This is a genomic window from Gemmobacter megaterium (genome assembly GCF_900156815.1).
Lineage (GTDB): Bacteria > Pseudomonadota > Alphaproteobacteria > Rhodobacterales > Rhodobacteraceae > Wagnerdoeblera > Wagnerdoeblera megaterium.
Window position 1 is genome coordinate 609835 of sequence record NZ_FTOT01000002.1, and the last position, 22302, is coordinate 632136.

General features: G+C 64.3%; 24 protein-coding genes. 15 read left to right on the top strand and 9 right to left on the bottom strand.

Annotation, left to right across the window (positions count from 1 at the left end):
• Window positions 1–15: 15 nt before the first annotated feature.
• Entirely contained in the window at window positions 16–1053 is a 1038-nt protein-coding gene (locus BW970_RS07405) for a rod shape-determining protein (RefSeq protein WP_076529756.1), read from the bottom strand.
• 301 nt (window positions 1054–1354) lie between these two features.
• Window positions 1355–2833 carry an NAD-dependent succinate-semialdehyde dehydrogenase gene (locus tag BW970_RS07410; RefSeq protein WP_076529757.1) on the bottom strand — a complete coding sequence of 493 codons (1479 nt, stop codon included), beginning with the start codon at window positions 2831–2833 and terminating at the stop codon, window positions 1355–1357.
• 74 nt (window positions 2834–2907) lie between these two features.
• Between BW970_RS07410 and BW970_RS07415 the strand changes: the two genes are divergently transcribed.
• Window positions 2908–3690, top strand: coding sequence for an alpha/beta hydrolase (locus BW970_RS07415; RefSeq protein ID WP_076529758.1), 783 nt, complete (start codon window positions 2908–2910; stop codon window positions 3688–3690).
• The gene (locus BW970_RS07420; RefSeq protein ID WP_076529759.1) at window positions 3687–4268 is read left to right on the top strand and encodes a histidine phosphatase family protein; all 582 of its coding nucleotides are present in this window, start codon (window positions 3687–3689) and stop codon (window positions 4266–4268) included. The genes BW970_RS07415 and BW970_RS07420 overlap by 4 nt, the downstream gene beginning before the upstream one ends.
• 61 nt (window positions 4269–4329) lie before the next feature.
• On the opposite strand, the gene BW970_RS07425 is transcribed toward BW970_RS07420, so the two are convergent.
• The 5 genes from BW970_RS07425 to BW970_RS07445 form a co-directional block, all read right to left on the bottom strand.
• Window positions 4330–5322 (bottom strand): P1 family peptidase, encoded by a 993-nt coding sequence (locus tag BW970_RS07425; protein WP_076530212.1) that lies wholly within the window; start codon window positions 5320–5322, stop codon window positions 4330–4332.
• A gap of 95 nt (window positions 5323–5417) precedes the next feature.
• A complete protein-coding gene (locus tag BW970_RS07430) occupies window positions 5418–6161 on the bottom strand; it encodes a glucose 1-dehydrogenase (RefSeq protein ID WP_076529760.1) in 744 nt (247 codons plus the stop codon).
• A gap of 145 nt (window positions 6162–6306) precedes the next feature.
• The gene (locus tag BW970_RS07435) at window positions 6307–7350 is read right to left on the bottom strand and encodes a YeeE/YedE family protein (protein WP_076529761.1); all 1044 of its coding nucleotides are present in this window, start codon (window positions 7348–7350) and stop codon (window positions 6307–6309) included.
• 54 nt (window positions 7351–7404) lie between these two features.
• A complete protein-coding gene (locus BW970_RS07440) occupies window positions 7405–7731 on the bottom strand; it encodes an ArsR/SmtB family transcription factor (RefSeq protein WP_076530215.1) in 327 nt (108 codons plus the stop codon).
• Between the two features lie 100 nt (window positions 7732–7831).
• A complete protein-coding gene (locus BW970_RS07445; protein ID WP_076529762.1) occupies window positions 7832–8191 on the bottom strand; it encodes a thioredoxin family protein in 360 nt (119 codons plus the stop codon).
• A gap of 106 nt (window positions 8192–8297) precedes the next feature.
• On the opposite strand from BW970_RS07445, the gene BW970_RS07450 reads away from it, so the two are divergent.
• From BW970_RS07450 to BW970_RS07510, 13 genes are all read left to right on the top strand, one after another.
• On the top strand, window positions 8298–9035 hold the full coding sequence (locus BW970_RS07450) for a cytochrome c biogenesis CcdA family protein (protein WP_076529763.1): 738 nt from the start codon (window positions 8298–8300) through the stop codon (window positions 9033–9035).
• A gap of 13 nt (window positions 9036–9048) precedes the next feature.
• On the top strand, window positions 9049–9609 hold the full coding sequence (locus BW970_RS07455; protein WP_076529764.1) for a SoxW family protein: 561 nt from the start codon (window positions 9049–9051) through the stop codon (window positions 9607–9609).
• A gap of 115 nt (window positions 9610–9724) precedes the next feature.
• The gene (gene soxX, locus BW970_RS07460) at window positions 9725–10198 is read left to right on the top strand and encodes a sulfur oxidation c-type cytochrome SoxX (RefSeq protein WP_076529765.1); all 474 of its coding nucleotides are present in this window, start codon (window positions 9725–9727) and stop codon (window positions 10196–10198) included.
• A 42-nt stretch (window positions 10199–10240) separates the two neighbouring features.
• Entirely contained in the window at window positions 10241–10663 is a 423-nt protein-coding gene (gene soxY, locus BW970_RS07465) for a thiosulfate oxidation carrier protein SoxY (protein ID WP_076529766.1), read from the top strand.
• 22 nt (window positions 10664–10685) lie between these two features.
• Window positions 10686–11015, top strand: coding sequence for a thiosulfate oxidation carrier complex protein SoxZ (gene soxZ / locus BW970_RS07470; RefSeq protein WP_076529767.1), 330 nt, complete (start codon window positions 10686–10688; stop codon window positions 11013–11015).
• Window positions 11016–11044: 29 nt separating this feature from the next.
• Window positions 11045–11917, top strand: coding sequence for a sulfur oxidation c-type cytochrome SoxA (soxA, locus tag BW970_RS07475; RefSeq protein ID WP_076529768.1), 873 nt, complete (start codon window positions 11045–11047; stop codon window positions 11915–11917).
• A gap of 128 nt (window positions 11918–12045) precedes the next feature.
• Window positions 12046–13737 carry a thiosulfohydrolase SoxB gene (gene soxB, locus BW970_RS07480; protein ID WP_076529769.1) on the top strand — a complete coding sequence of 564 codons (1692 nt, stop codon included), beginning with the start codon at window positions 12046–12048 and terminating at the stop codon, window positions 13735–13737.
• A gap of 22 nt (window positions 13738–13759) precedes the next feature.
• The gene (soxC, locus tag BW970_RS07485) at window positions 13760–15034 is read left to right on the top strand and encodes a sulfite dehydrogenase (RefSeq protein WP_076529770.1); all 1275 of its coding nucleotides are present in this window, start codon (window positions 13760–13762) and stop codon (window positions 15032–15034) included.
• The gene (locus BW970_RS07490; protein WP_076529771.1) at window positions 15018–16115 is read left to right on the top strand and encodes a c-type cytochrome; all 1098 of its coding nucleotides are present in this window, start codon (window positions 15018–15020) and stop codon (window positions 16113–16115) included. The genes soxC and BW970_RS07490 overlap by 17 nt, the downstream gene beginning before the upstream one ends.
• 5 nt (window positions 16116–16120) lie before the next feature.
• Entirely contained in the window at window positions 16121–16825 is a 705-nt protein-coding gene (locus BW970_RS07495) for a c-type cytochrome (RefSeq protein ID WP_076529772.1), read from the top strand.
• A gap of 163 nt (window positions 16826–16988) precedes the next feature.
• Window positions 16989–18251, top strand: coding sequence for an NAD(P)/FAD-dependent oxidoreductase (locus tag BW970_RS07500; protein WP_076529773.1), 1263 nt, complete (start codon window positions 16989–16991; stop codon window positions 18249–18251).
• 63 nt (window positions 18252–18314) lie between these two features.
• The gene (locus tag BW970_RS07505) at window positions 18315–19223 is read left to right on the top strand and encodes an MBL fold metallo-hydrolase (protein WP_076529774.1); all 909 of its coding nucleotides are present in this window, start codon (window positions 18315–18317) and stop codon (window positions 19221–19223) included.
• Window positions 19224–19226: 3 nt separating this feature from the next.
• A complete protein-coding gene (locus BW970_RS07510; protein ID WP_076529775.1) occupies window positions 19227–20168 on the top strand; it encodes an MBL fold metallo-hydrolase in 942 nt (313 codons plus the stop codon).
• 9 nt (window positions 20169–20177) lie between these two features.
• On the opposite strand, the gene BW970_RS07515 is transcribed toward BW970_RS07510, so the two are convergent.
• Both BW970_RS07515 and BW970_RS07520 read right to left on the bottom strand, forming a co-directional pair.
• Window positions 20178–21176: a YeeE/YedE family protein gene (locus tag BW970_RS07515; RefSeq protein WP_371870130.1), complete on the bottom strand. Its 999-nt coding sequence runs from the start codon at window positions 21174–21176 to the stop codon at window positions 20178–20180.
• 133 nt (window positions 21177–21309) lie between these two features.
• Window positions 21310–22014: a GntR family transcriptional regulator gene (locus BW970_RS07520; RefSeq protein ID WP_076529777.1), complete on the bottom strand. Its 705-nt coding sequence runs from the start codon at window positions 22012–22014 to the stop codon at window positions 21310–21312.
• Window positions 22015–22302: the final 288 nt, after the last annotated feature.

Here is a 22302-nt window from a genome sequence, read left to right on the forward strand (position 1 = left end):
CCGGGGTGGTGCCCCTCAGCTGTCGTAGTCTATCACATGCCGGAGCTGCTTTTCGTATTCCAGCGCCTTGCCGGTGCCCAGAGCCACACAATTGAGTGACTCATCAGCAACCGAGATCGACAGCCCCGTCTGTTCACGCAGCGCCAGATCCAGCTCGCCCAGCAACGCCCCGCCGCCGGTCAGCATCACGCCCCGGTCCACGATATCTGCGGCCAGATCGGGTGGCGTCGCCTCCAGCGCCTGCATCACGGCATCGCAGATCTGCTGCACCGGCTCGGCCAGCGCCTCGGCCACCTGGGCCTGGTTGATCTCGGTTTCCTTGGGCACGCCGTTCAGCAGGTCGCGGCCGCGGATGGTCATGGACTGGCCGCGCCCGTCATCGGGCATCCGCGCGGTTCCGATCTGGCACTTGATCCGTTCCGCCGTCGCCTCGCCGACCAGCAGGTTCTGGTGGCGGCGCAGATAGCTGACGATCGCTTCATCCATGCGATCCCCGCCGACCCGCACAGAACGGGCATAGACGATATCGCCCAGGCTCAGCACCGCGACTTCGGTCGTGCCACCGCCGATATCCACCACCATGCTGCCGGTGGGATCGGTGATCGGCATCCCCGCCCCGATGGCCGCCGCGATAGGTTCCGCGATCAGACCCGCACGGCGCGCACCCGCAGACAGCACCGACTGGCGGATCGCCCGCTTCTCCACCGGCGTCGCGCCATGCGGCACGCAGACGATGATCTTGGGCTTGGAAAAGGTGGTACGCTTGTGCACCTTGCGGATGAAATACTTGATCATCTCTTCCGCGGTGTCGAAATCCGCAATCACGCCATCGCGCATCGGACGGATCGCCTCGATGCTGCCAGGGGTGCGGCCCAGCATAAGCTTGGCATCCTCGCCCACGGCGAGAACCTGCTTTTTGCCATCCTTGACGTGATAGGCCACAACGGAAGGTTCATTCAGCACGATCCCCCGGCCCTTGACGTAGACGAGCGTATTCGCCGTTCCGAGGTCGATGGCCATGTCCGACGAAAAGAGGCCCGAGAAAACCGACATCCTGAGGTGATCCTGTCCGTGCAAGCGTGAATGCCCGCGACTCGATCAGCGGCAGGCGGCTTGTTGTAACGTTGCTGACCCAGCAGGGAAAGGGGGCGGGGGGCGCACGGGCGCAATTCCGCGTGTTTCATCGCCCAGGGCCATCACCCCCCTATGAAAATGCCGGCCAGAGCGGTGGGCACCGCCCCGCAATGCACCCCATCGGGCACAAGCGATGCGCCCGCCAACATGGGCGGGCGCGGCTGTTTGACGCCCCCGCCCCGCAGACCGGGATTGCGCCACAGCGACGGGGCGGCCCGCGTCAGATCGAGAGGCAGACGTATTTCATCTCCAGATAATCCTCGATTCCGTGACGGCTGCCCTCGCGCCCCAGACCCGATTGCTTGACGCCCCCGAACGGCGCAACCTCGGTCGAGATGATCCCGGTGTTCACCCCGACGATGCCATATTCCAGGGCTTCCTGGACGCGGGTGATGAGACCGATGTCGCGGGCGTAGAAATATGCCGCCAGCCCAAAGATGGTGTCATTGGCATATCCCACGACCTCTTCCTCGGTTTCGAACCGGAACAGGGGTGCCAGGGGGCCAAAGGTCTCTTCCTTCGACACCATCATATCCTGCGTGACCCCGGTGATGATGGTGGGCTGAAAGAAGTTTCCACCGCGTTCGTGCCGCTGCCCCCCTGCGACGACCTTGCCACCCTTGGCGACGGCATCGGCGACATGCTCCTCGACCTTCTCGACTGCGGCCATGTTGACCAGCGGCCCCAGTTCCACCGTTTCGGTCAGCCCGTCCCCGACGCGCATCTTGTCCACCGCCGCCGCCAGCTTGTCGGCAAAGGCATCGTAGACCCCGGCCTGCACATAGATCCGGTTGGCGCAAACGCAGGTCTGCCCGTTGTTGCGATACTTGGACATGATGGCACCCTGTACGGCGGCATCCAGATCGGCATCGTCAAAGACGATGAACGGCGCATTGCCGCCCAGCTCCATGCTGCATTTCATCACCTGATCCGCCGCCTGCCGCAGCAGGATGCGCCCCACCTCGGTCGATCCGGTAAAGGTCAGCTTGCGGATCGCGGGGTTCTCGCAGAACTCCTTGCCGATATCGGACGAGCGTTTCGAGGTCACGATCGAGAACAGCCCCCCTGGCACCCCGGCGCGTTCTGCCAACACCGCCAGCGCCAGCGCGGACAGCGGGGTTTCCGCCGCCGGGCGCCCGACAAAGCCGCAGCCCGCCGCCAGCGCCGGGCCACATTTGCGGGTGATCATCGCGTTGGGAAAGTTCCATGGCGTGATCGAGCCAACAACCCCGATGGGCTGCTTGAGCACAGTGATCCGCTTGTCCGGTTGGTGGCCGGGGATCGTCTCGCCATAGATGCGCTTGGCCTCTTCGGCGAACCATTCGATGAAGCTGGCGCCATAGGCGACCTCGCCCTTGGCCTCGGCCAACGGCTTGCCCATCTCTGCTGTCAGAATGGCGCCCAGATCGTCCTGGTTCGCCATCATCAGATCGAACCATTTGCGCAGGATGTTGGCGCGTTCCTTCGCGGTGCGCGTCTGCCATGCCTTCATCGCGGTTTCCGCGGCGGCAATGGCGCGCGCCACCTCGGCCCTCCCCAGGTTCGGCACGGTGCAGATCACGTCGCCCCGCGCAGGGTTGGTCACAGGAAAGGTCGAACCATCGTCTGCCTCGATCCATTCGCCCGCCACATAAGCCTTGGTTGCCAACAGCGTCGGGTCTTTCAACAGTGATTTCAGATCGCTCGCGGTATCCAGCATCGGGGCCTCCCATTTCGGTTCAGAACATGTCAAGCATGGCCCGACAGGCTTGTCCAGCGACGGAGGAATGACGGATGGATTGGGATCGTGCCTATGCGAATGCGGATTTCATCCCGCAAGGGGCGGACTATCCCGCGCGCTGGCAAGCCGATGCCGAGGCGTTCCGCGCCACCGCACGGGCCCGGCTGGACCTGCCCTATGGCGAAGGCGCGCGGCATCGCTACGACCTCTTCCTGCCCGATGGCCCACCCAAAGGCGTGGTCGTGTTCATCCACGGCGGCTACTGGCTCGCCTTCGGGCGCGAGATCTGGTCGCATCTGGCTGCGGGGCCACTTGCGCATGGCTGGGCGGTGGCTTTGCCGTCCTACACCCTGGCGCCCGACGCCCGGATTTCGCAGATGACACAAGAGATTGGCGCCGCCATCACCGCCATCGCCGCCCAGGTGCCCGGCCCCATCGTGCTCACCGGCCACAGCGCCGGGGGGCACCTGACGGCCCGCATGGCCTGCGCCGATGCCCCGCTGGCACCGGACATTGCGGCCCGCATCCTGCGGGCGGTGCCGGTGTCGCCCCTGGCCGATCTGGAACAGATCGCGCTGACCGGAATGAACGCCAAACTGCGGCTCGTCTCCGCCGAGGTGGCCGCCGAAAGCCCCGCGCGTCTGCGGCGCCGCGCCGGGCAGGATGTGCTGGTCTGGGTCGGCGGGCAGGAACGCCCCGCCTTCCTGTGGCAGGCGCGGCTCCTGTCGGAAAACTGGGATTGTCCTTGGCAAGTCTCGGCCGGGCACCACCACTTCGACGTTATCGCCCCGATGACCGATGCCACCAGCCCGCTGACCAGGGCACTGATCGGATGATCGTCCTGCTGCGGCATGGCCAGACCGAATTCAACGTGGCAGGGCGGCTTCAAGGTCAGCTCGACTCACCGCTGACCGAGATTGGCCGCGCCCAGGCCCTGCGCATGGGCGACAGGCTGGCGCAACTGGCTGCAGGGCGGCGGGTGGCCATCCACGCCAGCCCGCTGACACGCGCCTTCGACACGGCGCGGATCGTTGCGGACCGGATCCCCGGATCGCCCGAACCCCTGGTCGATCCGGGCTTCAAGGAAATCAGCTTCGGCGCGTGGGACGGATTGACCCAGCCGGAAATCGACGCGCGCTGGCCCGGTCTGCGCGCGCAGGTGCCACGGCACCATTGGTTTTTTCACGGCCCGAACGGCGAAACACTCGACATGCTGATGGCCCGCATCGCGCCGGCGCTGGCCAGGGTCGCCGCCGATCCGGCAGAGCTGCGGGTGATCGTGTCGCATGGCATTGCCGGCTGGGTCATACGCATGGCCCATACCGGCCAGACGCCCGAAGACACCATCCTCCCCGGCCTGCAACAGGATTCACTCCAGCATCTGACACCGGATCGCCGCGTCATCCTGTTGTAACCCGCGGCGGAATGCCCCGCTTGGCCATCAGCCGTATCGGGGCCCGGATACCAGGCGGATGTCACCGTCCATAAAGGCTGGCCCAGGACGGCTGTACATCGCCATCCATGGCCGTTGCCGCATGAACCCCCCGCGCGATGGCACGGGCCAGAACCGTCGCCGCCGCATGGCCCAGCGTAAAGACATCCGCATCGCCGTGCTCCAGATCCCGCGCTCCGGTCGATACGCCAAAGACCAGATCGCCATCGAACGGTGTATGGCTGGGCACGATGGCCCGCGCCATCCCGTCCTGGGCAGCCGTCGCCATGCGCAGCGCCTGCGCCTGAGTCAGCCGCGCATCCGTCGCCACGATCGCGATCGTGGTCGCCTCGCGCAATGCCTTGCCGGGGCGCATCTCCTCATCCGCCGGATAGATTTGCGCCACGCCGCCTGCGCCGAACTCGCCGTCCATCTCCCAGGGCGCCGCCCAGAACTGCCCGGTGTCGCCCACCACAACCGACCCCAGCGGGTTGACCGCCACCAGCGCCCCCACCGTCACCCCGTTCGACAGCACGGCCGACGCCGACCCCAAACCGCCCTTGAGGTTCTTCGTCGTCGCCCCATAGCCCGCGCCGGCCGATCCGATGGCGAAATCCTCCGCCACCGCAGCCAGCGCCCGTCGGCCAAGCCCCGGATAGGGGCTGGCATCCCAGCCCTTGTCCCCGCCATTCACCAGATCAAAGATGATCGCCCCCGGCACCACCGGCACATGCAGGCCATGCACCGGAAAGCCCCGCCCCATGGCCCGCAGGCCATCCACCACACCGCCGACAGCATCGAGCCCATAGACCGACCCCCCCGACAGCACCAGCGCCTCAACCTCCTGCACCACCTTGTCGGGTGCAAGCAGATCAGTCTCCCGCGTGCCGGGCGATCCGCCCATGACCGAAACCGCCGCGACGAAAGCCCGCTCGCCCAACAGGACGGACGTGCCGGTGCGCACATGCGCATCCTCGGCATTGCCCACCTTCAGCCCCGGAACATCCGTGATCAGGTTTCTCGGTCCTGGCCGCATCGCAGCGCCCTCCATCTGTTTCATCTTGCCGCAAATACCCTCGGGGGGTCCGGGGGGCAGACAGCCCCCCGGCGCTGGCCGCCCCGCACCAGCGCCTAGATGCAGCGCCCGCCGTCGACTTCCATCGCCACGCCCGTCACCATGCCCGCCTCGTCCGAACACAGGAACAGCGCCGCATTCGCCATATCCTCTGGGGTCGAGAACCGCCCGATCGGGATGGTGGACAGGAATTTGGCCCGCACCTCGGGGGTATCCTCGCCCATGAAGCTCTTCAGCAGCGGCGTCTCTCCGGCAACCGGGTTGATCGCATTCACCCGGACGCCGAATGGCGCCAGTTCCACCGCCATCGCGCGGGTGGCCGTGATCATCCAACCCTTCGAGGCATTGTACCAGTTCAGCTTGGGCCGCGGGCTGACCCCGGCAGTCGAGGCGACGTTCAGGATCGCCCCCGAGCCGCGGGCCTTCATCCCCGGCACCAGCGCCCGCGCGATCAGGTAGACCGACTTGGCATTCACCAGCAGTACCCGGTCGAAATCGGCCTCGGACACATCCTCCATGAAGGCGGGCAGATGGGTGACACCCGCGTTGTTCACCAGAATGTCCGGCGTTCCGCCAAAGGCCGCCACAGCCGCAGCGGCCATGGCATCCACCGACTCGCCGTTGCCGACATCGACACCTTGGGCAATGCCGCCGATCTCGTCCGCGACAGACCGCGCCGCTTCGGCGTTGATGTCCGCAACCATGACACGTGCGCCTTCCAGCGCGAAGCGCCGGGCGATGCCCGCGCCAAATCCCGAACCTGCCCCGGTCACGATGGCCGTCTTGCCCTGAAGTCGCATCCGTCTCTCCCCTCGCTGGAATCGCGCGGATAGGGCCATGTTTCCGTAGGCTCTGCAAGCCGTTGGCCGCAGAAGGCGCAGAACTTTGCCTTTTGCCGCCCGGTGAAGGACGGGCGGCAAAGGTATCGGCCCCGGTCGCGCGGGCCTATTCCGGCTGATAGCCACCGATTAGTTGCTGCAACCCCAGCGCCGCCCCTGCGGCGATCGCGATCAGCGTCACAGGGCCGGACCATGCCAGCGTGGCAAAGGCAGTGACCCCCTGCCCGACCGAACACCCCATCGCCACAACGCCGCCGACCCCCATCAGAGCGGCGCCGCCAACCTGACGGCCGAGTTCGCGCGGGTCTTCGCAGGCTTCCCATTTGAACAGGCCACGGGAGATCGACCCGATCAGTGCCCCCGCCATCACACCGACGACAGAGCCGACGGAAAAGGTGATACCACCGGCGGTCGAGGTCATCAGATAGATCAGCGTCCGCCCGACCGGCGCGGTGAAGGACGGGCCTTCGACCGCCACCTCGCCAAGGCTGTGGTCATAAAGCCAACTGGTGCCCAGAAAGGTCCAGGTCACCGCAAGCCCGGCCGCCGCGCCCCAGGCGACCATCTTTGGCCGGGCGCGCAGCGGCGCATGGGACAGGCCCCAGATCAGCGCGCCCAGGCCGATCACCGCGACCACCGCCACGGCCGGAACGCCAAGGCTGCCCAGATCGTGGACAATGCCCTGCGGCCCGGTTGCCTCGGGCTGGGGAAACAGCATCACCCGCAGCGGCGCCAGCGGCCCTGCCAGGGCGAAAAATCCGAAGATGCCCATGACCACCACCACGACCAGCGACCGCAGATCGCCGCCACCGAACCGCACCAGCGCGCCAAAGCCGCAATTCCCAGCCATCGCCATGCCATAGCCGAAAACAAGCCCGCCAATGATGGAGCCAAGCGGATTCCAGGCGATGCTGTGGTAAAAGGTTCCCTGCAACTCGATCAGCCCGGCCATGGCAAGGCCCTGGGTGCCCAGGATCGCCACGCCCAGCACCACCCCCCACAGACGCAGGCGGCGGTAGTCCTTGCCATAGATCGCCGACTCCAGCGCGCCGAGCGTGCAGAAATCACCCAGACGGGCCGACAGGCCCAGGACGATACCGCCCAGCAACCCCACCAGCGCCGCCAGCACTCCGACCGGAAGCTCTTCCATCGCATTCCTCCCCACCAAGAGGGGTCGGCCCCTCGCAGTGTCTTCGCAGCCTTGTCAGCAGGCCCCGCCATACAGCCTTTTCAGAACCGCCAGGATGTCAACGACCTTTGGATCCAGAATGGAATAATAGATCGCCTGCCCCTCGCGCCGGGCACTGACCAACCCTTCGTATCGCAAGCGGGCAAGTTGCTGGCTGACCACCGCCTGGCGGGACGCCAACAGATTTTCCAACTCTGTCACACTCTTGGGGCCCGTCAGCAGATGACACAGGATCGTCAGCCGACCATCGTGCCCAAGTGCCTTAAGGAAGGTCGATGCATCGGACGCAGCGGCGACCAGCCCGTCCAGCTCGCTGTCCCATTCGCCTTGATCGCCCACCATATCTTCCACGGCCCCGCCCCTTCCCTTGGCCCCTAAATGCCGGGGAAGTCGCCGCAGGGCAACTGAAACCGGGGAGCCGGAGAAATTTGTCGGCCGCAGCCTAGTTCGCCTGCGCTGCGGCAATCATCCTGGCCAGCATCGGCCAGAAGAAATCCTCGGCGGTGTATCCTTCAAGGCGCCCGTGCTCGACGCCGTCGGCCAGCAGAACGAATGTCGGCGTGAAATTGACCGGCCGGGCAAGCGTGACATCTTCGGGCAAGGCGGCGCGCAACTGCACCCGGCGCAGCGGCGCGGCGCGCCCCTCTTCCGTAATGGGATATTCCGGCGCGACGTCCTCGTTCCAGCGCGCGCAATAGATGCAGCCGGGTTGTTCGAACATCAGCAACTCCAGTTCGGCGCCCAATGCTTGCAGCGGCAGGACGACGGCCAGCATCAGCGACAGGGCAAGACGTTGAATCATGGCAGCCACCCGCAGGATTGACGAACACAGAAGAACATAGAAATATGCTAATGTAACCGGGCGTGCTCTACAAGCGTTGCCCACCTGCGAGCTTCGAGGAGGGGCGATGCTCGATATCACTTTTGGCGGGGCCGCGCTGGCGGGGCTTCTGTCCTTCCTGTCGCCCTGCATTCTGCCGATGGTGCCGTTCTATCTGTCCTATATGGCGGGATCGTCGGTCAATGACCTGCGCGATGGCGGGCAACTGGCCCCCGGCGCCAGACGGCGGCTGGTGTTGCGCGCCTTGGCCTTTGCCCTTGGCGTCACCACCATATTCCTGCTGCTTGGCCTGGGCGCCACCGCCGTGGGCAAGGCATTTGCACAATGGAAAGAAACCCTGTCCTGGGTCGCCGCCGCCGTGCTGATCCTGTTCGGCCTGCATTTCCTGGGCGTGCTGAAAATCGGCCTGCTGTACCGCGAGGCGCGCGTCCAGTCGGATGCAAAACCCTCCAGCTTTGTCGGCGCCTATGTGATGGGCCTTGCCTTCGGCTTTGGCTGGACCCCCTGCGTCGGCCCGGCACTGGCGGCGATTCTGATGGTTGCCGGCGGCATGGGCGACTTGTGGCGCGGCGGGCTGCTGCTGGTCGTCTACGGGCTGGCCATGACCCTGCCCTTTGTGGTCGCGGCATTCTTTGCCGGGCCGTTTCTTGGCTGGGTCGCCCGGCATCGCAACATGATGGGGTATGTTGAAAAGGCGATGGGGGTCATGCTGATCGTGTTCGGCCTGCTGATCGCCACCAATTCGGTGAACCTCATTGCCGACTGGATGATTCGCAACTTCGACTGGTCCGCCACGCTGAAATGAAGGGAAGTCTGCCATGAAACCGATTCGCGCCCTGTTCGTCGCCCTGCTGCTGGCTTCCGCCCCCGCGCTTGCCGCGACTGTCGGAGATGACGGGTTGCACAAGCCTGACTGGCTGCGCGAGACCTTCAAGGATCTGCCCGAGGATCTGGCCGAGGCAAATGCCGAAGGCAAGCGGCTGTTGATCATCGTGGAACAGCGCGGCTGCATCTACTGCAAGAAGATGCACGAAGAGGTATTCGCCGATCCCGAGATCGACGCATTGATTAGAGACACCTATTTCGTCGTGCAGATGAACCTGTTCGGCGATGTCGAGATCACCGACTTTGACGGCACCACCCTGGCAGAAAAGGATATGGCGGTGCGTTGGGGGGTCATGTTCACGCCAACGCTGATCTTTCTGCCCGAACAGGTGGCAGACGACGCGCATACCGGCACCGCCGCTGTCGCCATGATGCCCGGAGCCTTCGGCAAAGGCACCACCAAGGCGCTCCTGTCCTGGGTCAGGGATCACGGCTATGAAAACGGCGAACATTTTCAAAAGTTTGTCGCCCGCACCCTTGGCGGAACGGATTGACGCGCCATCTTGACGCACCCAAGACATAGGAATATTCAAAAATACATATATCCATGTTGTCACCTGCGACGTTTTGGCACTATCATGGATACCGGGAGAGGACAGGGAGGACAGCATGAACAGCCATCTATGGTACGTGTCGGCACTGGCATTGGCCATTGCGACACCTGCCATTTCCGAGACCGGGCCGAAGGACGCCGTCTTCGTGGACGGCGCGATCGAGGCATCGCTGACCGGCGTTCCGGGCGATGCCGCGAATGGGGTCAAGGTCATGACGACCGCAGCCCTTGGCAATTGCGTGGCCTGCCACCAGATCGGCGCCCTGCCGGACGTCGAGTTTCCGGGCGACATCGGCCCGCCGCTGGACGGCGCGGCCGACCGTTGGACCGAAGGCCAACTGCGCGGCCTGGTTGCGAATGCCAAGATGACATTCGACGGAACCTTCATGCCCGCCTTCTTCAAGGGCGAAGGCTTCGTTCGCCCTGGTGACGCCTATACCGGCAAGGCAGGCACGGAACCACTGCCGCCCATTCTCAAAGCCCAGCAGATCGAGGATGTCGTCGCCTTCCTCTTGACCCTGAAGGACTGACGCCCGCTTCGCGCCGGGCCGCCCAACACGAAGGAGAAACCGATGAAACTTTCACGACGCGATGCGCTCTGGGTCGGCTTTGGCGGTCTGGCGGCCGCAATGCTGCCGGGCTCTGCCGCCCTTGCGAAAACGGTCGAGGAACTGACCACCGCTTTTGCCGGCTCTGCCAGCATCGGCGAAGGCGGGCTGACGCTGACCGCCCCCGAAATCGCGGAAAACGGCAACACGGTTCCGATCGAGGTGAATGCACCCGGCGCCGTCGCCATCATGCTGATGGCCGCTGGCAACCCCGAACCGGCCGTCGCCACCTTTACCTTTGGTCCGGCGGCTGGTGCCCAGCGGGCTGCGACCCGTATCCGCCTTGCCTCGACCCAGGACGTGATCGCCCTGGCGAAAATGGCGGATGGGTCGGTGATCAAGGCACAGACCACCGTCAAGGTGACCATCGGCGGCTGCGGCGGCTGAGTTCAGGAACAGGAGAAACGACATGGCAAAAGATGCAAAGCCCCGCGTGAAGGTTCCGAAGTCGGCCAAAGCGGGCGAGGTTGTCACCATCAAGGCGCTGATCTCGCACAATATGGAATCCGGCCAGCGCAAGGGCTCGGACGGCAATCTGATCCCGCGGTCCATCATCAACCGCTTCACCTGCGATCTGAACGGGGTGAACGTGGTGGATGTGGCCATCGACCCGGCCGTCTCGACCAACCCCTATTTCGAATTCGACGCCAAGGTCGAGGCCGCAGGCGATTTCAAATTCACGTGGTATGATGACGACGGCTCCGTCTACGAAGACGTGAAGCCGATCGAAATCGCGTAAAGCCCGCATCCGTCCAGGGAGGAGACGCCATGGGGCGCTTTACCAAGACTACAAGAACACTGGCCGCAACGGCCCTTGGCCTTGCCATATCGGGCGCGGCCTTCGCTGGCCCGGCAGAGGATGAACTGGTCATCGAAACCGAAGACGGTGCCGTCGAGATCGTGACCAAAACCGATGCCCCGCCGTATCTGGATGGCGCCTTGACCGAGATCTATTCGGGCTGGCTGTTCCGCGACGATGCGACCAGGGACATGGAGCGGGACGATTTTGACAACCCCGCCATGGTGTTCGTGGATCGCGGGATCGACAAATGGAATGCCGCGATGGGCAAGAACGGCGAAAGCTGCGCCGGCTGCCACCAGGGCCCCGAGTCGATGGCTGGTCTGCGGGCCGAGATGCCCCGAGTCGATGCCAAGACCGGCAAGCTGATGATCATGGAGGACTACGTCAACAACTGCGTCACCGAGCGTATGGGCCTGGAGCCGTGGGGCATGACCTCGGCCAACATGAAAGACATGCTCTCGGTCATCTCGCTGCAATCGCGCGGGATGCCGGTCAAGGTTGCGATCGACGGGCCTGCCGCCCCGTTCTGGGAAAAGGGCAAAGAGATCTACTACACCCGGTATGGTCAGCTTGAAATGTCCTGCGCGAATTGCCACGAGGACAATTACGGCAACATGATCCGTGCCGACCACCTGAGCCAGGGGCAGATCAACGGCTTTCCGACCTACCGGCTGAAAGATGCAGGCATGGTCACGGTGCAGCAGCGGTTCGTCGGCTGCGTGCGCGATACCCGTGCCGAAACCTTCAAGGCCGGATCCGACGAGTTCAAGGCGCTGGAACTTTACGTCGCCTCGCGCGGCGCGGGTCTGAGCGTCGAGGGCGTTTCGGTCCGGCACTAAGATTTGGGGCCGCCGGTTCGCCCGGCGGCCCCCTGCAACAGACCAAAACAGACCGTCATGGGGCAACCGCCTGATGCGCTTTGGCGCAACGGTTTTGTGTTGTCCAACGATTACAGGAGTGTCCGGGGATGATCACCCGCCGCGAGTTTTTTCAGGCCGCCATGGCCACCACAGCCATCTATGGCGCGTCGGGCTTTGGCAACTGGTCGCGGCTGGCGGCGCAGCAAATGCTGACCCAGGACCAGTTGCTGCAATTCGACGATTTCGGCAATGTGACCCTGATCCATATCACCGACATCCACGCCCAGCTCAAGCCGATCTGGTTCCGCGAACCAGAGATCAATCTAGGCGTCGGCGCGGCCAAGGGGCAGGTGCCGCATGTCACCGGGACCGAGTTCCAGCAGATGTTCGGCATCGCCCCCGGATCGGCCGATGCCTACGCCCTGACCTACACCGATTTCGAGTCGCTGGCCCGCACCTACGGCAAGATGGGCGGCATGGATCGCGTGGCGACCGTGGTGAAATCCATCCGCGCGGCACGCCCAGAGGCGCTGCTGCTGGATGGCGGCGACACCTGGCACGGCTCGATGACCTCGCTTCTGACCAAGGGGCAGGACATGGTCAACGTGATGAATGCCCTTGGCACCGAAGCGATGACCAGCCATTGGGAATGGACCTTTGGCACCGAACGGGTGCAGGAAATCGTCGAAGGGCTGCCCTTCCCCTTCCTTGGCGCCAATATCTTTGATGCCGAATGGGACGAACCGGCCTTCGAGCCCTACAAGATCTTTGAACGGGGCGGTGTACGCATCGCCGTGATCGGCCAGGCCTTCCCCTATATGCCGATTGCCAACCCGCGCTGGATGTTCCCCGAATTTTCCTTCGGCATCCGCGAAGAGAATATGCAGAAATTGGTGGATGAGGTGCGCGCCGAAGGCGCCGATCTGGTGGTCTGCCTGTCGCACAACGGCTTTGACGTCGACAAGAAAATGGCCGGGCGCGTCAAGGGCATCGACGTCATCCTGACCGGCCATACCCATGACGCGGTGCCAGAGCCCGTTCTGGTGGGCGACACCATCCTGATCGCCAGCGGATCGAACGGCAAGTTCGTGTCCCGCGTCGATCTGGATGTGCGCGATGGCCGCATGATGGGCTTCCGGCACAAGCTGATCCCGATCTTCTCGGATGTGATCACGCCCGATGCCGAGATGGCCGCGCTGATCGACGCCGAACGCGAACCGTTCAAGGCGCAGCTTGAGGAAAAGATCGGCACCACCGAAAGCCTGCTCTATCGGCGCGGCAATTTCAACGGCACCTGGGATGACCTGATCTGCGATGCGATCCGGTCCGAGCGCGACGCCCAGATCGCCATGTCGCCCGGCGTGCGCTGGGGCACCACCCTGCTGCCAGGCGATGCGATCACCCGCGAGGATATCCACAACGTCACCAGCATGACCTATGGCAAATGCTACCGCACCGAAATGACGGGCGAGATGCTGAAGACCATTCTGGAAGACGTGGCCGACAACATCTTCAACACCGACCCCTATTACCAGCAGGGCGGCGACATGGTGCGCGTGGGCGGGCTGGCCTATGCCATCGACGTGTCCAAACCCATTGGCGAGCGGATCAGCGCAATGGCACTGGTCGACACTGGCGAGGCGATCGACGCGGCCAAGTCCTATACGGTCGCCGGCTGGGCCTCGGTCAACGAAGGCACCGAAGGGCCGCAGATCTGGGATGTCATCGAATCCCACATCAAGAAGATCGGCACCGTCCGTCTTGAACCCAACACCTCGGTCACCGTGACCGGCATCTGACACGACCAAGGAGTGTTCGCCCATGAATAATGACGAACCCGAAACCGGCACCTCGCGCCGCGGCTTCCTGCGCCAGACCGCGCTGGCAGGCGCGGGGCTGGTGGCCGGCACCATCGCAGCCCGCGCCGAAGGCGCCGATCCGCTGATTACCGAAGTTCAGCCCTGGGCAACCGAATTCGGCGACCCGGTGGATGCCGTGCCCTATGGCATGCCCATCCGCTTTGAACAGCATGTGGTGCGGCGCAATGTGGAATGGCTGACGGAAAGCCCTGTCAGCTCCATCAACTTCACGCCGATCCACGCGCTGGAAGGCACGATCACCCCGCAAGGCTGCGCCTTCGAGCGTCACCATTCGGGCGCGATCGAGCTGTCCAAGGCGGACTACCGCCTGATGATCAACGGCCTGGTCGAACGGCCTTTGGTATTCACCTTCGAGGATCTGCTGCGTTTCCCCCGCGCCACCGTCACGGCCTTTTGCGAATGCGCGGCGAATGGCGGGATGGAATGGGGCGGCGCCCAGTTGGAAGGCTGCCAGTTCACCCAAGGCATGATCCACAACATGGAATATGTCGGCGTGCCGCTGCGGGCATTGCTGGACGAAGCCGGGGTCAAGCCCGAGGGCAAATGGCTTTACGCCGAAGGGGCCGATGCCTCGTCCAATGGCCGCTCTATCCCGATGGAAAAGGCGCTGGATGACGTGATGCTCGCCTTTTATGCCAATGGCGAGGCACTGCGGAAAGAACATGGCTACCCTGCCCGTCTGGTCGTTCCCGGCTGGGAAGGCAACATGTGGGTAAAATGGGTCCGCCGTCTGGGCGTCTATGACCAGGCGGTCGAAAGCCGCGAGGAAACCTCGAAATACACCGATCTGATGCCCGATGGCCGCGCCCGGAAATGGACCTGGGTGATGGATGCGAAATCCGTGATCACGGCACCCAGCCCGCAGGTGCCAATCCGCCATGGCAAGGGCCCGCTTGTGATCACGGGCCTCGCATGGTCCGGCAACGGGCGCGTCACACGGGTGGATGTATCGCTGGACGGTGGCAAGAACTGGACCGAGGCACGCATCACGGGGGACGCGAAATCCAAGGCGCTGACCCGGTTCCACCTGGATATCGACTGGGACGGATCCGAGATGCTGCTGCAATCGCGCGCCATCGACGAGACGGGCTATGTCCAGCCGACCAAGGATGCGCTGCGTGAGATCCGTGGCCGCAACAACGTCTATCACAACAACGGGATCCAGACCTGGTGGGTCAAGGCCGACGGGGAGGTCGAGAATGTCGAAGTCGCTTAAGCTGTTTCTGGGCTCGGCGCTGGCGGTTTCGGTCCTGGCCGGTCCGGCGCTGGCGCAATCGCTTGGCCTGGGTCGCGTCGCGCTGCCCGAGGAAGTTTCCGCCTGGGACGTTGCCGTCCTGCCCGATGGTCAGGGCCTGCGCCCCGGATCCGGCGATGTGGAAACCGGCGAGTCGGTGTTCGGAGAGCATTGCGCCTCGTGCCACGGCGATTTCGCCGAAGGGCTGGACAGTTGGCCCGTTCTGGCCGGTGGTGACGGCACGCTGACCGACCCGCGCCCGGTCAAGACCATCGGCAGCTACTGGCCCTATCTGTCCACCGTCTATGACTATATCCACCGCTCGATGCCATTTGGCGCGGCGCAGACGCTATCGGTGGACGACACCTATGCCATCACCGCCTTCCTGCTGTATTCCAACGGTCTGGTGGATGATGATTTCGTCCTGTCCGACACGAATTTCACCGAAGTTGTGCTGCCGAACGCGGATGGGTTCTATGCCGATGACCGGCCGGAAACCGAATATCCGCTGTTCTCGCAAGCGCCCTGCATGACCGACTGCCTGCCCTCGGTGAGCGTCACCAAGCGCGCGGTCGAACTGAATGTCACGCCAAGGGATCCGGACGGCAAACCTGCGGGCACCCTGCCCGACCTGCACGCCGCAGCGGTTTCTGCCGCCACGGAGCCGGAGGCGGCAACCGAAGCCGCCGCCGCGACCGAAGCCGAGCCCGAGCCCGCAGCCGAGGTGGTCGCCGCCGTGGACCCGGCCCTGATTGCCGAAGGCGAGAAGGTGTTCAAGAAATGCGCTGCGTGCCACAAGGTCGGCGACAAGGCGCGAAACGGCACCGGCCCCTTGCTGAACAACATCGTTGGCCATCCGGCCGGGCAGATCGACGGTTTCAAATATTCCAAACCGCTGCTGACCATGGCAGACTCCGGTCTGGTCTGGGATGAAGCGTCGCTGGATGCATTCCTGGCCAATCCAAAGGGCTTCATGAAGGGAACCAGAATGTCGTTCGCAGGGCTCAAGAAGCAGGACGAACGCGCGGCAGTCATCGCCTATCTGTCCACGTTCAACGACTGATCGCCATGAGGCGCGTGCTCTCTCTTGCGCTTCTGATCGTCGCCATGGGGTCGGGCCCCGTGGCGGCGGACGTCATAGGTGACGCCGAACGCGGGGCCACGCTGTACAAACGCCAGTGTTCCGCCTGCCACCAGATCGGCCCCGATGCGGTGAACCGCGTCGGTCCGCGTCTGAACGGGATTTTCGGCCGCCGGGCGGGCGCGCTGGAGGATTTCAAATACTCCAAGCCCATGGCGCGAATGGGCGCCGATGGCCTGACATGGACACTGGACACCCTGCACGCCTATGTTGAAAATCCCAAGGCGCTGGTGTCGGGAACCCGGATGAACTATCGCGGCATGGCAGATGCCGAGGCCCGCGGCGCGCTGCTGGCCTATCTGCGCGAATGGTCCGACAAGCCGCAGAACATCCCCGAAGCGGAGCCGACCGCCCTCAAGACCAATCCTGACCTGTCGCCTGCCATCCTCGCGCTGAAGGGGGATGCGGATTACGGCGAATACCTCGCCGCCGAATGCAGCACCTGCCACAGGGCGGATGGCTCGGACCAAGGGATTCCAGCGATCAATGGCTGGCCGGAAGAAGACTTCGTGGTTGCGATGCACGCCTACAAGCAAAAGCTGCGCCCCCATCCTGTCATGCAGATGATGGCCGGGCGGCTGTCAAACGACGAGATTGCGGCGCTGGCAGCCTGGTTTGCCACGCTCGACTAGACCTGGGGGGCGATCCGGCATGGGAGGATGCCGGAGAACAACGTTCCACCAAGGTCTCAATACAAGGAAGAATCGCGCTTTTTGTGCGCTTTTTCAATAGTTTACAATGGAATCGGGAACAGGGAAACTGGTTTCTACCCGATCCAACCGTGGGAGGATGCACATGACAATGAACAGACGCCTGTTTCTGGGCACCATGGCCGCTGGCAGCGCCATTCTGTCGGCCCCGATGGTGCTTGGCCAGGCCAAGCCCCGTGTCGTCGTCATCGGCGGCGGCGCCGGTGGTGCCACCGCAGCGCGCTATCTGGCCAAGGACAGCCAGGGCGCGCTGGATGTGACGCTGATCGAGGCAAATCCGATCTATACCACCTGCTTTTTCTCGAACCTCTATATCGGAGGATTCTACAACTTCGAGGATCTCCAACACGGATATGACAAGATTGCCGCAGGCGGCGTGACTGTCATCAACGATCTTGCCACCGGCGTGGACCGCGCCGCCAAGACCGTCACGCTGGCAGGTGGGCAGACAGTGCCCTACGACCGGCTGGTTCTGTCGCCGGGCATCGACTTCAGGGAAGGCTCGGTCGCCGGCTGGTCCGTCGCCGATGCCGAGGTGATGCCTCATGCCTACAAGGCCGGTCCGCAGACGCAACTGCTCAAGGCCCAGATCGAGGCCATGCCCCAGGGCGGCACCTTTGCCATGATCGCCCCGCCCAACCCCTACCGCTGCCCGCCCGGACCCTACGAGCGGATCAGCATGGTTGCTTGGTATCTCAAGCAGAACAACCCCACCGCCAAGATCCTGATCGCAGACCCCAAGGAGAATTTCTCCAAGAAGGCGCTGTTCGAAGAAGGCTGGGGGCGGCATTACAGCGGGATGGTCGAATGGGTCGGCCCCGACATGGGTGGAAACGAGATCGAGGTGCGCCCCGGCAGCATGGAAGTGCTGATCGACGGCGAAGTCACCAAGGTTGACGTCTGCAACGTCATCCCCGGCCAGGTCGCAGGCCAGATTGCCGCCTTGGCGGGCGTCACGGCGGACAGCGGATGGGCGCCGGTGGACCCGGCCAACATGCGGTCGAAGATGGACGAGAATATCTGGGTTCTGGGCGATTCCAGCGCGCAGGGCGACATGCCGAAGTCCGGATTCTCGGCCAACAGCCAGGCCAAGATCGCCGCCATGGCCATTCGCGGCGACCTGCTGGGCAGCCGCGTGTTCCCGGCCAAATACTCCAACACCTGCTGGTCGCTGATCGCCGCCGATGATGGCGTCAAGGTCGGCGCGGCCTATGAACCGACCCCGGAAAAGATTGCCAGCGTCGAAAGCTTCATCAGCCAGACTGGCGAGGATGCGGCCCTGCGCAAGGCAACCTATGAGGAAAGCCTGGGCTGGTATGCCGGGATCACCGCCGACATGTTCGGCTGATCCTTTCAACTTTCGGGACAGGCGGCCCCTGTTGCGGGGGCCGCCACAAGACAAAGGTACACCATGCTGACCCGCCGCCACATCCTGCTGGGCGCTGCCGCGCTGACCATGCCGATCGCCCCCCGCCGTCTATGGGCGGGAACTTCGCTGGACATGGGCGGCCTGCGCATCGACACGCTGTCCGATGGCAATCTGGTGCTGCCGGGCAATTTTGCCTTTGGCGACATGTCGCCCGAAGAAATCGCTGCGCTGGTGGCCCGCCATGGGCTGTCTGCGGATCAACTGACCCCGCCCTGCAACCTGACCTTGCTGCGCGACGGCACCCATACCGTGCTGTTCGACGTCGGCGCGGGGCCGGATTTCATGCCAAGTGCAGGCAAGCTGGCCGATGCGCTGGACGCGCTGGGGCTGAGCCCGGACGAGATCACCCATGTCGTGTTCACCCATGCCCATCCCGATCATCTGTGGGGCCTGCTGGATGAGTTCGACGACCCCATATTCCCCGACGCCGCCTATCTGATCGGCGCCGATGAACTTGCCTACTGGACCGATCCCGCAACGGTGGAGACGATCCGCGAAGACCGCAAGACCTTTGCCGTTGGTGCCGCCCGGCGGCTGGAGGCCATCGCAGATCGCATCACGACGCTGGCCGATGGCGACGAGGTGCTGCCCGGCCTGATCGCCCGCCTGACGCCGGGCCATACGCCGGGCCACATGAGCTTTGACATCAGCGGCCCCGACGGCACTGTGGTGGTGATCGGCGATGCCATCGGCAATCACCACATCGCCTTTGACCAGCCCGACCGGCCCTCGGGCTCGGATCAGGATCCCGAACTTGGTGCTGCCACCCGCGTGGCACTGATGGACCGGCTGGCCGAACGTGGCGATCTGATCGTCGGCTTTCACCTGCCCGGCGGTGGCCTGGGTCGCGTGGAACGTGACGGTGCCGCCTATCGCTTTGTCGAGGTCTGAACCATGCGCGCCCTTGCCCTCTTGCTGCTGACCGCTGCCCCTGTCCTGGCCTCTGAAGATATTCCCGACCAGTACCCGCAATCGGTTCTGTATTCCAAACCCGTCGAGGTCATTCCCCACGTCTTTTCCGCCATCGGCGCCACGGCGCCCCCGACCTATGAGAACGCGGGTCACAACAACAATCTGTCGTTCATCGTCACCGGCGATGGTGTGGTGGTGGTGAATTCCGGCGCGTCCTGGAAACTGGCCGAGGCGCTGCACACCGAGATCAAGACTGTCACGGACCAGCCGGTCCGGCTGGTGATTGTCGAGAATGGCCAGGGCCATGCCATGCTGGGCAACGGCTATTGGGCCGCGCAAGGCGTGCCGATTCTGGCGCATGACGAGGCGGCAGAGGAATTCGCCGATGGCGCGGCGCAGGATCTGGCTGCGCTGCAACGCTATGCCCGCGAGAATGCCGAAGGCACCGTGATCACACCGCCTAGCGAGACCTTTTCCGACCGCCGTGTCATCACCATGGGGGATGTCACCATCGAGGTGCTGCACCTTGGCCCCGCCCACAGCCCCGGCGACACACAGGTCTGGATCCCGGACTGGTCGCTGATGATCGCCGGGGATATTGCCTTTCACGAACGGATGCCCCCGATTTTCGAAGGCACCTGCACGGCCTGCTGGATAGAAACTTGGGACAGCGCGCTGGTGCCGCTGGCGCCGACCTATGTGATCCCCGGCCATGGCCATCCGACCAACCTTGCCCAGGTGCAGCGATACACCCGCGATTACCTGCTGGATCTGCGGGCAAAGATCGGGGCGCATATCGAAGACGGCGGTGATCTGGCCGGGGCCTACTATGTCGATCAGTCGCGCTGGTCGCATCTCGACACGTTCGAGGAACTGGCAACCCGCAATGCCGGAGTGGTCTTTGCCGAGATGGAGTTCGAATAGCGGGCCTCGTCACGCGGCGGCCCGCGCCCCCGACTGATCGACCATCAGGTCGGTGAGCATGGCGCCCACCCACATCGACAGCAAGGCAAGCCAGGCGGTGGCGGCAAAAACCGACCCGCCCGTCACCCCTGCCCCGATGGCGCAGCCACCGGCGAGCATGGCGCCAAAGCCCATCAGCGCAGCCCCGAACATTGACCGGCGCATCTGGCTCTCGCCGTCAAAGCCCTGGAACCTCAGGCTGCGCTTCAGCGCGCCCGAAACCAGCGCGCCAAGGGCCACACCCGGCACCAGCCCGATATCGAAGTCCAATGCGGGGCTATCGGTCAGGAAAAACATCAGCGTATTGGCCGATGGCCCCGAGAAGGTCGCAGAGGTCACGCTGACCGGATCAAACGCCACCTGCGCCAGGCTCCATGTCAGCACCCAGCCAAGGGCAACCGCAAAGCCGACGCCCGAGCCGAACACCAGAACGCGCCAGCCGATCGCATTGCGCACAGCCAGCCACAGCGCCAGCGCCGCCAGCAGGAACCCAAGGGCAAGACCCGCCCCCTCGGGCAATCCCAGCATGGCCAGAAGGTGCAGGTTCTGCCCGCCTGGCGTCACCCATATCCCGGCCAGCCATTGCCGCACGGGCGCCAGCCAGCCATGCAGCGCCATCTGCGCCACCACGGCAAAGATCAGGCCCGAGACGACAGAACGCAGGTTTCCCGTCGCGGCCAGCACCAGCAGACGGCCCGAACAGCCCCGCGCCAGCACCATCCCCGCGCCGAACATCAGCCCGCCGATGATCGCACCGGACCAACTGCCCGCCACGGCCATCACCCGCGCATCCTGCCCCCGGAACAGGCCCAACGCCTGCGCGCCCTGCACCCAGATCACCGCCGTCGAAAAGGTCAGCAACCAGACCGCCACTTTCGGCCCCATCCGGCCCCGCGCAAACTCTACCGTCGCAGCGCGCAGGCAGAACGACGACCGTTCGGCCGAAAACCCAAAGACGGCGCCGACCATCAGGCCGAACAGCGCGGCAAGTTCCGGTTCAGGCAACAGGTCAAGCAAAACGTCCACGGCGCGTCCTCCTGCCCTGTCCCATACCGAACGGGGCAGCGCGCGCCTTGATCCATGTCAGGTGGCGGATGCGACGTTACTTGCCGCGCAGATGGTCCGGTGCGCCGTCGGCAGCCGGCCACTGGCGATACAGCGCCGTGGCGTGAAACGCGGCATCGCGCAGATGGTCCTGCAACTCGTCACGGATGCGCGCGGCATCGCGCAGGCGCAATGCCTCGATCAACGGCTCATGCTGGCGCGCAATCTCTACCGGATCGTCATACACGCGGCCCACCAGCGCAATGCCTGACCGAAGTTCGGTGGCAATCTGGTCGAACAGTTTCAGGATCCGCGAATTGCCCCCGATCTCGCACATCATGCGGTGAAAGGCGTAGTCCTCTGCCACCTGTTCCTGCATCCGCCCTTCGGCGCCCAGCTTTTTCAGCAGATCGACCTGCGCCTCCAGTCGCGCCAGATCGGCAGGGGTCATCCGCTCGACCAGCGCCTGCGCATTATGCAGCTCCAGGCATTCGCGCAGATCGTAGATCTCCGCCAGTTCGTCGGCGTCATAGAGTTTGACAAAGAACCCGCGCCGGGGGTGCGAAACGATCAGCCCCTGGCTTTCCAGCAGCCGCAACGCCTCGCGCACCGGGGCACGGGATGTTCCGAGCTGTTCGGCAAGACGCGCCTCTGTCACACGCTCGCCAGGGCGCAACAGCCCGTCACCTATGGCGCGCAAGACCTGGTCGGCGATCCGGCTGGGCAGGTCGGCTTGCTGCAATGCCTTGAACATGGGTTCCATTACGGGTCCGCCGGGCAACGCCGCCCCTTTCATGCAGATGATCGGCGCACAGGCTGCCCGTTCCTTGAGCGTCGCGTCCTGCCGCAAGCAATGTGCCATCTAGACATACAATATGTCGATTGTCGACACTTGAAAAGTCGACGCGAATTTTCCAACCTTGGGCCAACAAGATCGACGGTCGCACAACCAAGGCGATTCGCGGACAGGGAAAAACGATGACGATACCGGCACCGAACGCGATGCGGACGGCCCTGCCCCCCACCGGCTGGTGGGGTGGCCGTGCGGCCC

Excerpts from the sequence above, each read along its gene's own strand:
- BW970_RS07405 (WP_076529756.1), bottom strand. The coding sequence starts at position 1,053 with ATGTCGGTTTTCTCGGGCCTCTTTTCGTCGGACATGGCCATCGACCTC.
- BW970_RS07410 (WP_076529757.1), bottom strand. The coding sequence starts at position 2,833 with ATGCTGGATACCGCGAGCGATCTGAAATCACTGTTGAAAGACCCGACG.
- BW970_RS07415 (WP_076529758.1), top strand. The coding sequence starts at position 2,908 with ATGGATTGGGATCGTGCCTATGCGAATGCGGATTTCATCCCGCAAGGG.
- BW970_RS07420 (WP_076529759.1), top strand. The coding sequence starts at position 3,687 with ATGATCGTCCTGCTGCGGCATGGCCAGACCGAATTCAACGTGGCAGGG.
- BW970_RS07425 (WP_076530212.1), bottom strand. The coding sequence starts at position 5,322 with ATGCGGCCAGGACCGAGAAACCTGATCACGGATGTTCCGGGGCTGAAG.
- BW970_RS07430 (WP_076529760.1), bottom strand. The coding sequence starts at position 6,161 with ATGCGACTTCAGGGCAAGACGGCCATCGTGACCGGGGCAGGTTCGGGA.
- BW970_RS07435 (WP_076529761.1), bottom strand. The coding sequence starts at position 7,350 with ATGGAAGAGCTTCCGGTCGGAGTGCTGGCGGCGCTGGTGGGGTTGCTG.
- BW970_RS07440 (WP_076530215.1), bottom strand. The coding sequence starts at position 7,731 with ATGGTGGGCGATCAAGGCGAATGGGACAGCGAGCTGGACGGGCTGGTC.
- BW970_RS07445 (WP_076529762.1), bottom strand. The coding sequence starts at position 8,191 with ATGATTCAACGTCTTGCCCTGTCGCTGATGCTGGCCGTCGTCCTGCCG.
- BW970_RS07450 (WP_076529763.1), top strand. The coding sequence starts at position 8,298 with ATGCTCGATATCACTTTTGGCGGGGCCGCGCTGGCGGGGCTTCTGTCC.
- BW970_RS07455 (WP_076529764.1), top strand. The coding sequence starts at position 9,049 with ATGAAACCGATTCGCGCCCTGTTCGTCGCCCTGCTGCTGGCTTCCGCC.
- soxX (WP_076529765.1), top strand. The coding sequence starts at position 9,725 with ATGAACAGCCATCTATGGTACGTGTCGGCACTGGCATTGGCCATTGCG.
- soxY (WP_076529766.1), top strand. The coding sequence starts at position 10,241 with ATGAAACTTTCACGACGCGATGCGCTCTGGGTCGGCTTTGGCGGTCTG.
- soxZ (WP_076529767.1), top strand. The coding sequence starts at position 10,686 with ATGGCAAAAGATGCAAAGCCCCGCGTGAAGGTTCCGAAGTCGGCCAAA.
- soxA (WP_076529768.1), top strand. The coding sequence starts at position 11,045 with ATGGGGCGCTTTACCAAGACTACAAGAACACTGGCCGCAACGGCCCTT.
- soxB (WP_076529769.1), top strand. The coding sequence starts at position 12,046 with ATGATCACCCGCCGCGAGTTTTTTCAGGCCGCCATGGCCACCACAGCC.
- soxC (WP_076529770.1), top strand. The coding sequence starts at position 13,760 with ATGAATAATGACGAACCCGAAACCGGCACCTCGCGCCGCGGCTTCCTG.
- BW970_RS07490 (WP_076529771.1), top strand. The coding sequence starts at position 15,018 with ATGTCGAAGTCGCTTAAGCTGTTTCTGGGCTCGGCGCTGGCGGTTTCG.
- BW970_RS07495 (WP_076529772.1), top strand. The coding sequence starts at position 16,121 with ATGAGGCGCGTGCTCTCTCTTGCGCTTCTGATCGTCGCCATGGGGTCG.
- BW970_RS07500 (WP_076529773.1), top strand. The coding sequence starts at position 16,989 with ATGACAATGAACAGACGCCTGTTTCTGGGCACCATGGCCGCTGGCAGC.
- BW970_RS07505 (WP_076529774.1), top strand. The coding sequence starts at position 18,315 with ATGCTGACCCGCCGCCACATCCTGCTGGGCGCTGCCGCGCTGACCATG.
- BW970_RS07510 (WP_076529775.1), top strand. The coding sequence starts at position 19,227 with ATGCGCGCCCTTGCCCTCTTGCTGCTGACCGCTGCCCCTGTCCTGGCC.
- BW970_RS07515 (WP_371870130.1), bottom strand. The coding sequence starts at position 21,176 with ATGGTCGGCGCCGTCTTTGGGTTTTCGGCCGAACGGTCGTCGTTCTGC.
- BW970_RS07520 (WP_076529777.1), bottom strand. The coding sequence starts at position 22,014 with ATGGAACCCATGTTCAAGGCATTGCAGCAAGCCGACCTGCCCAGCCGG.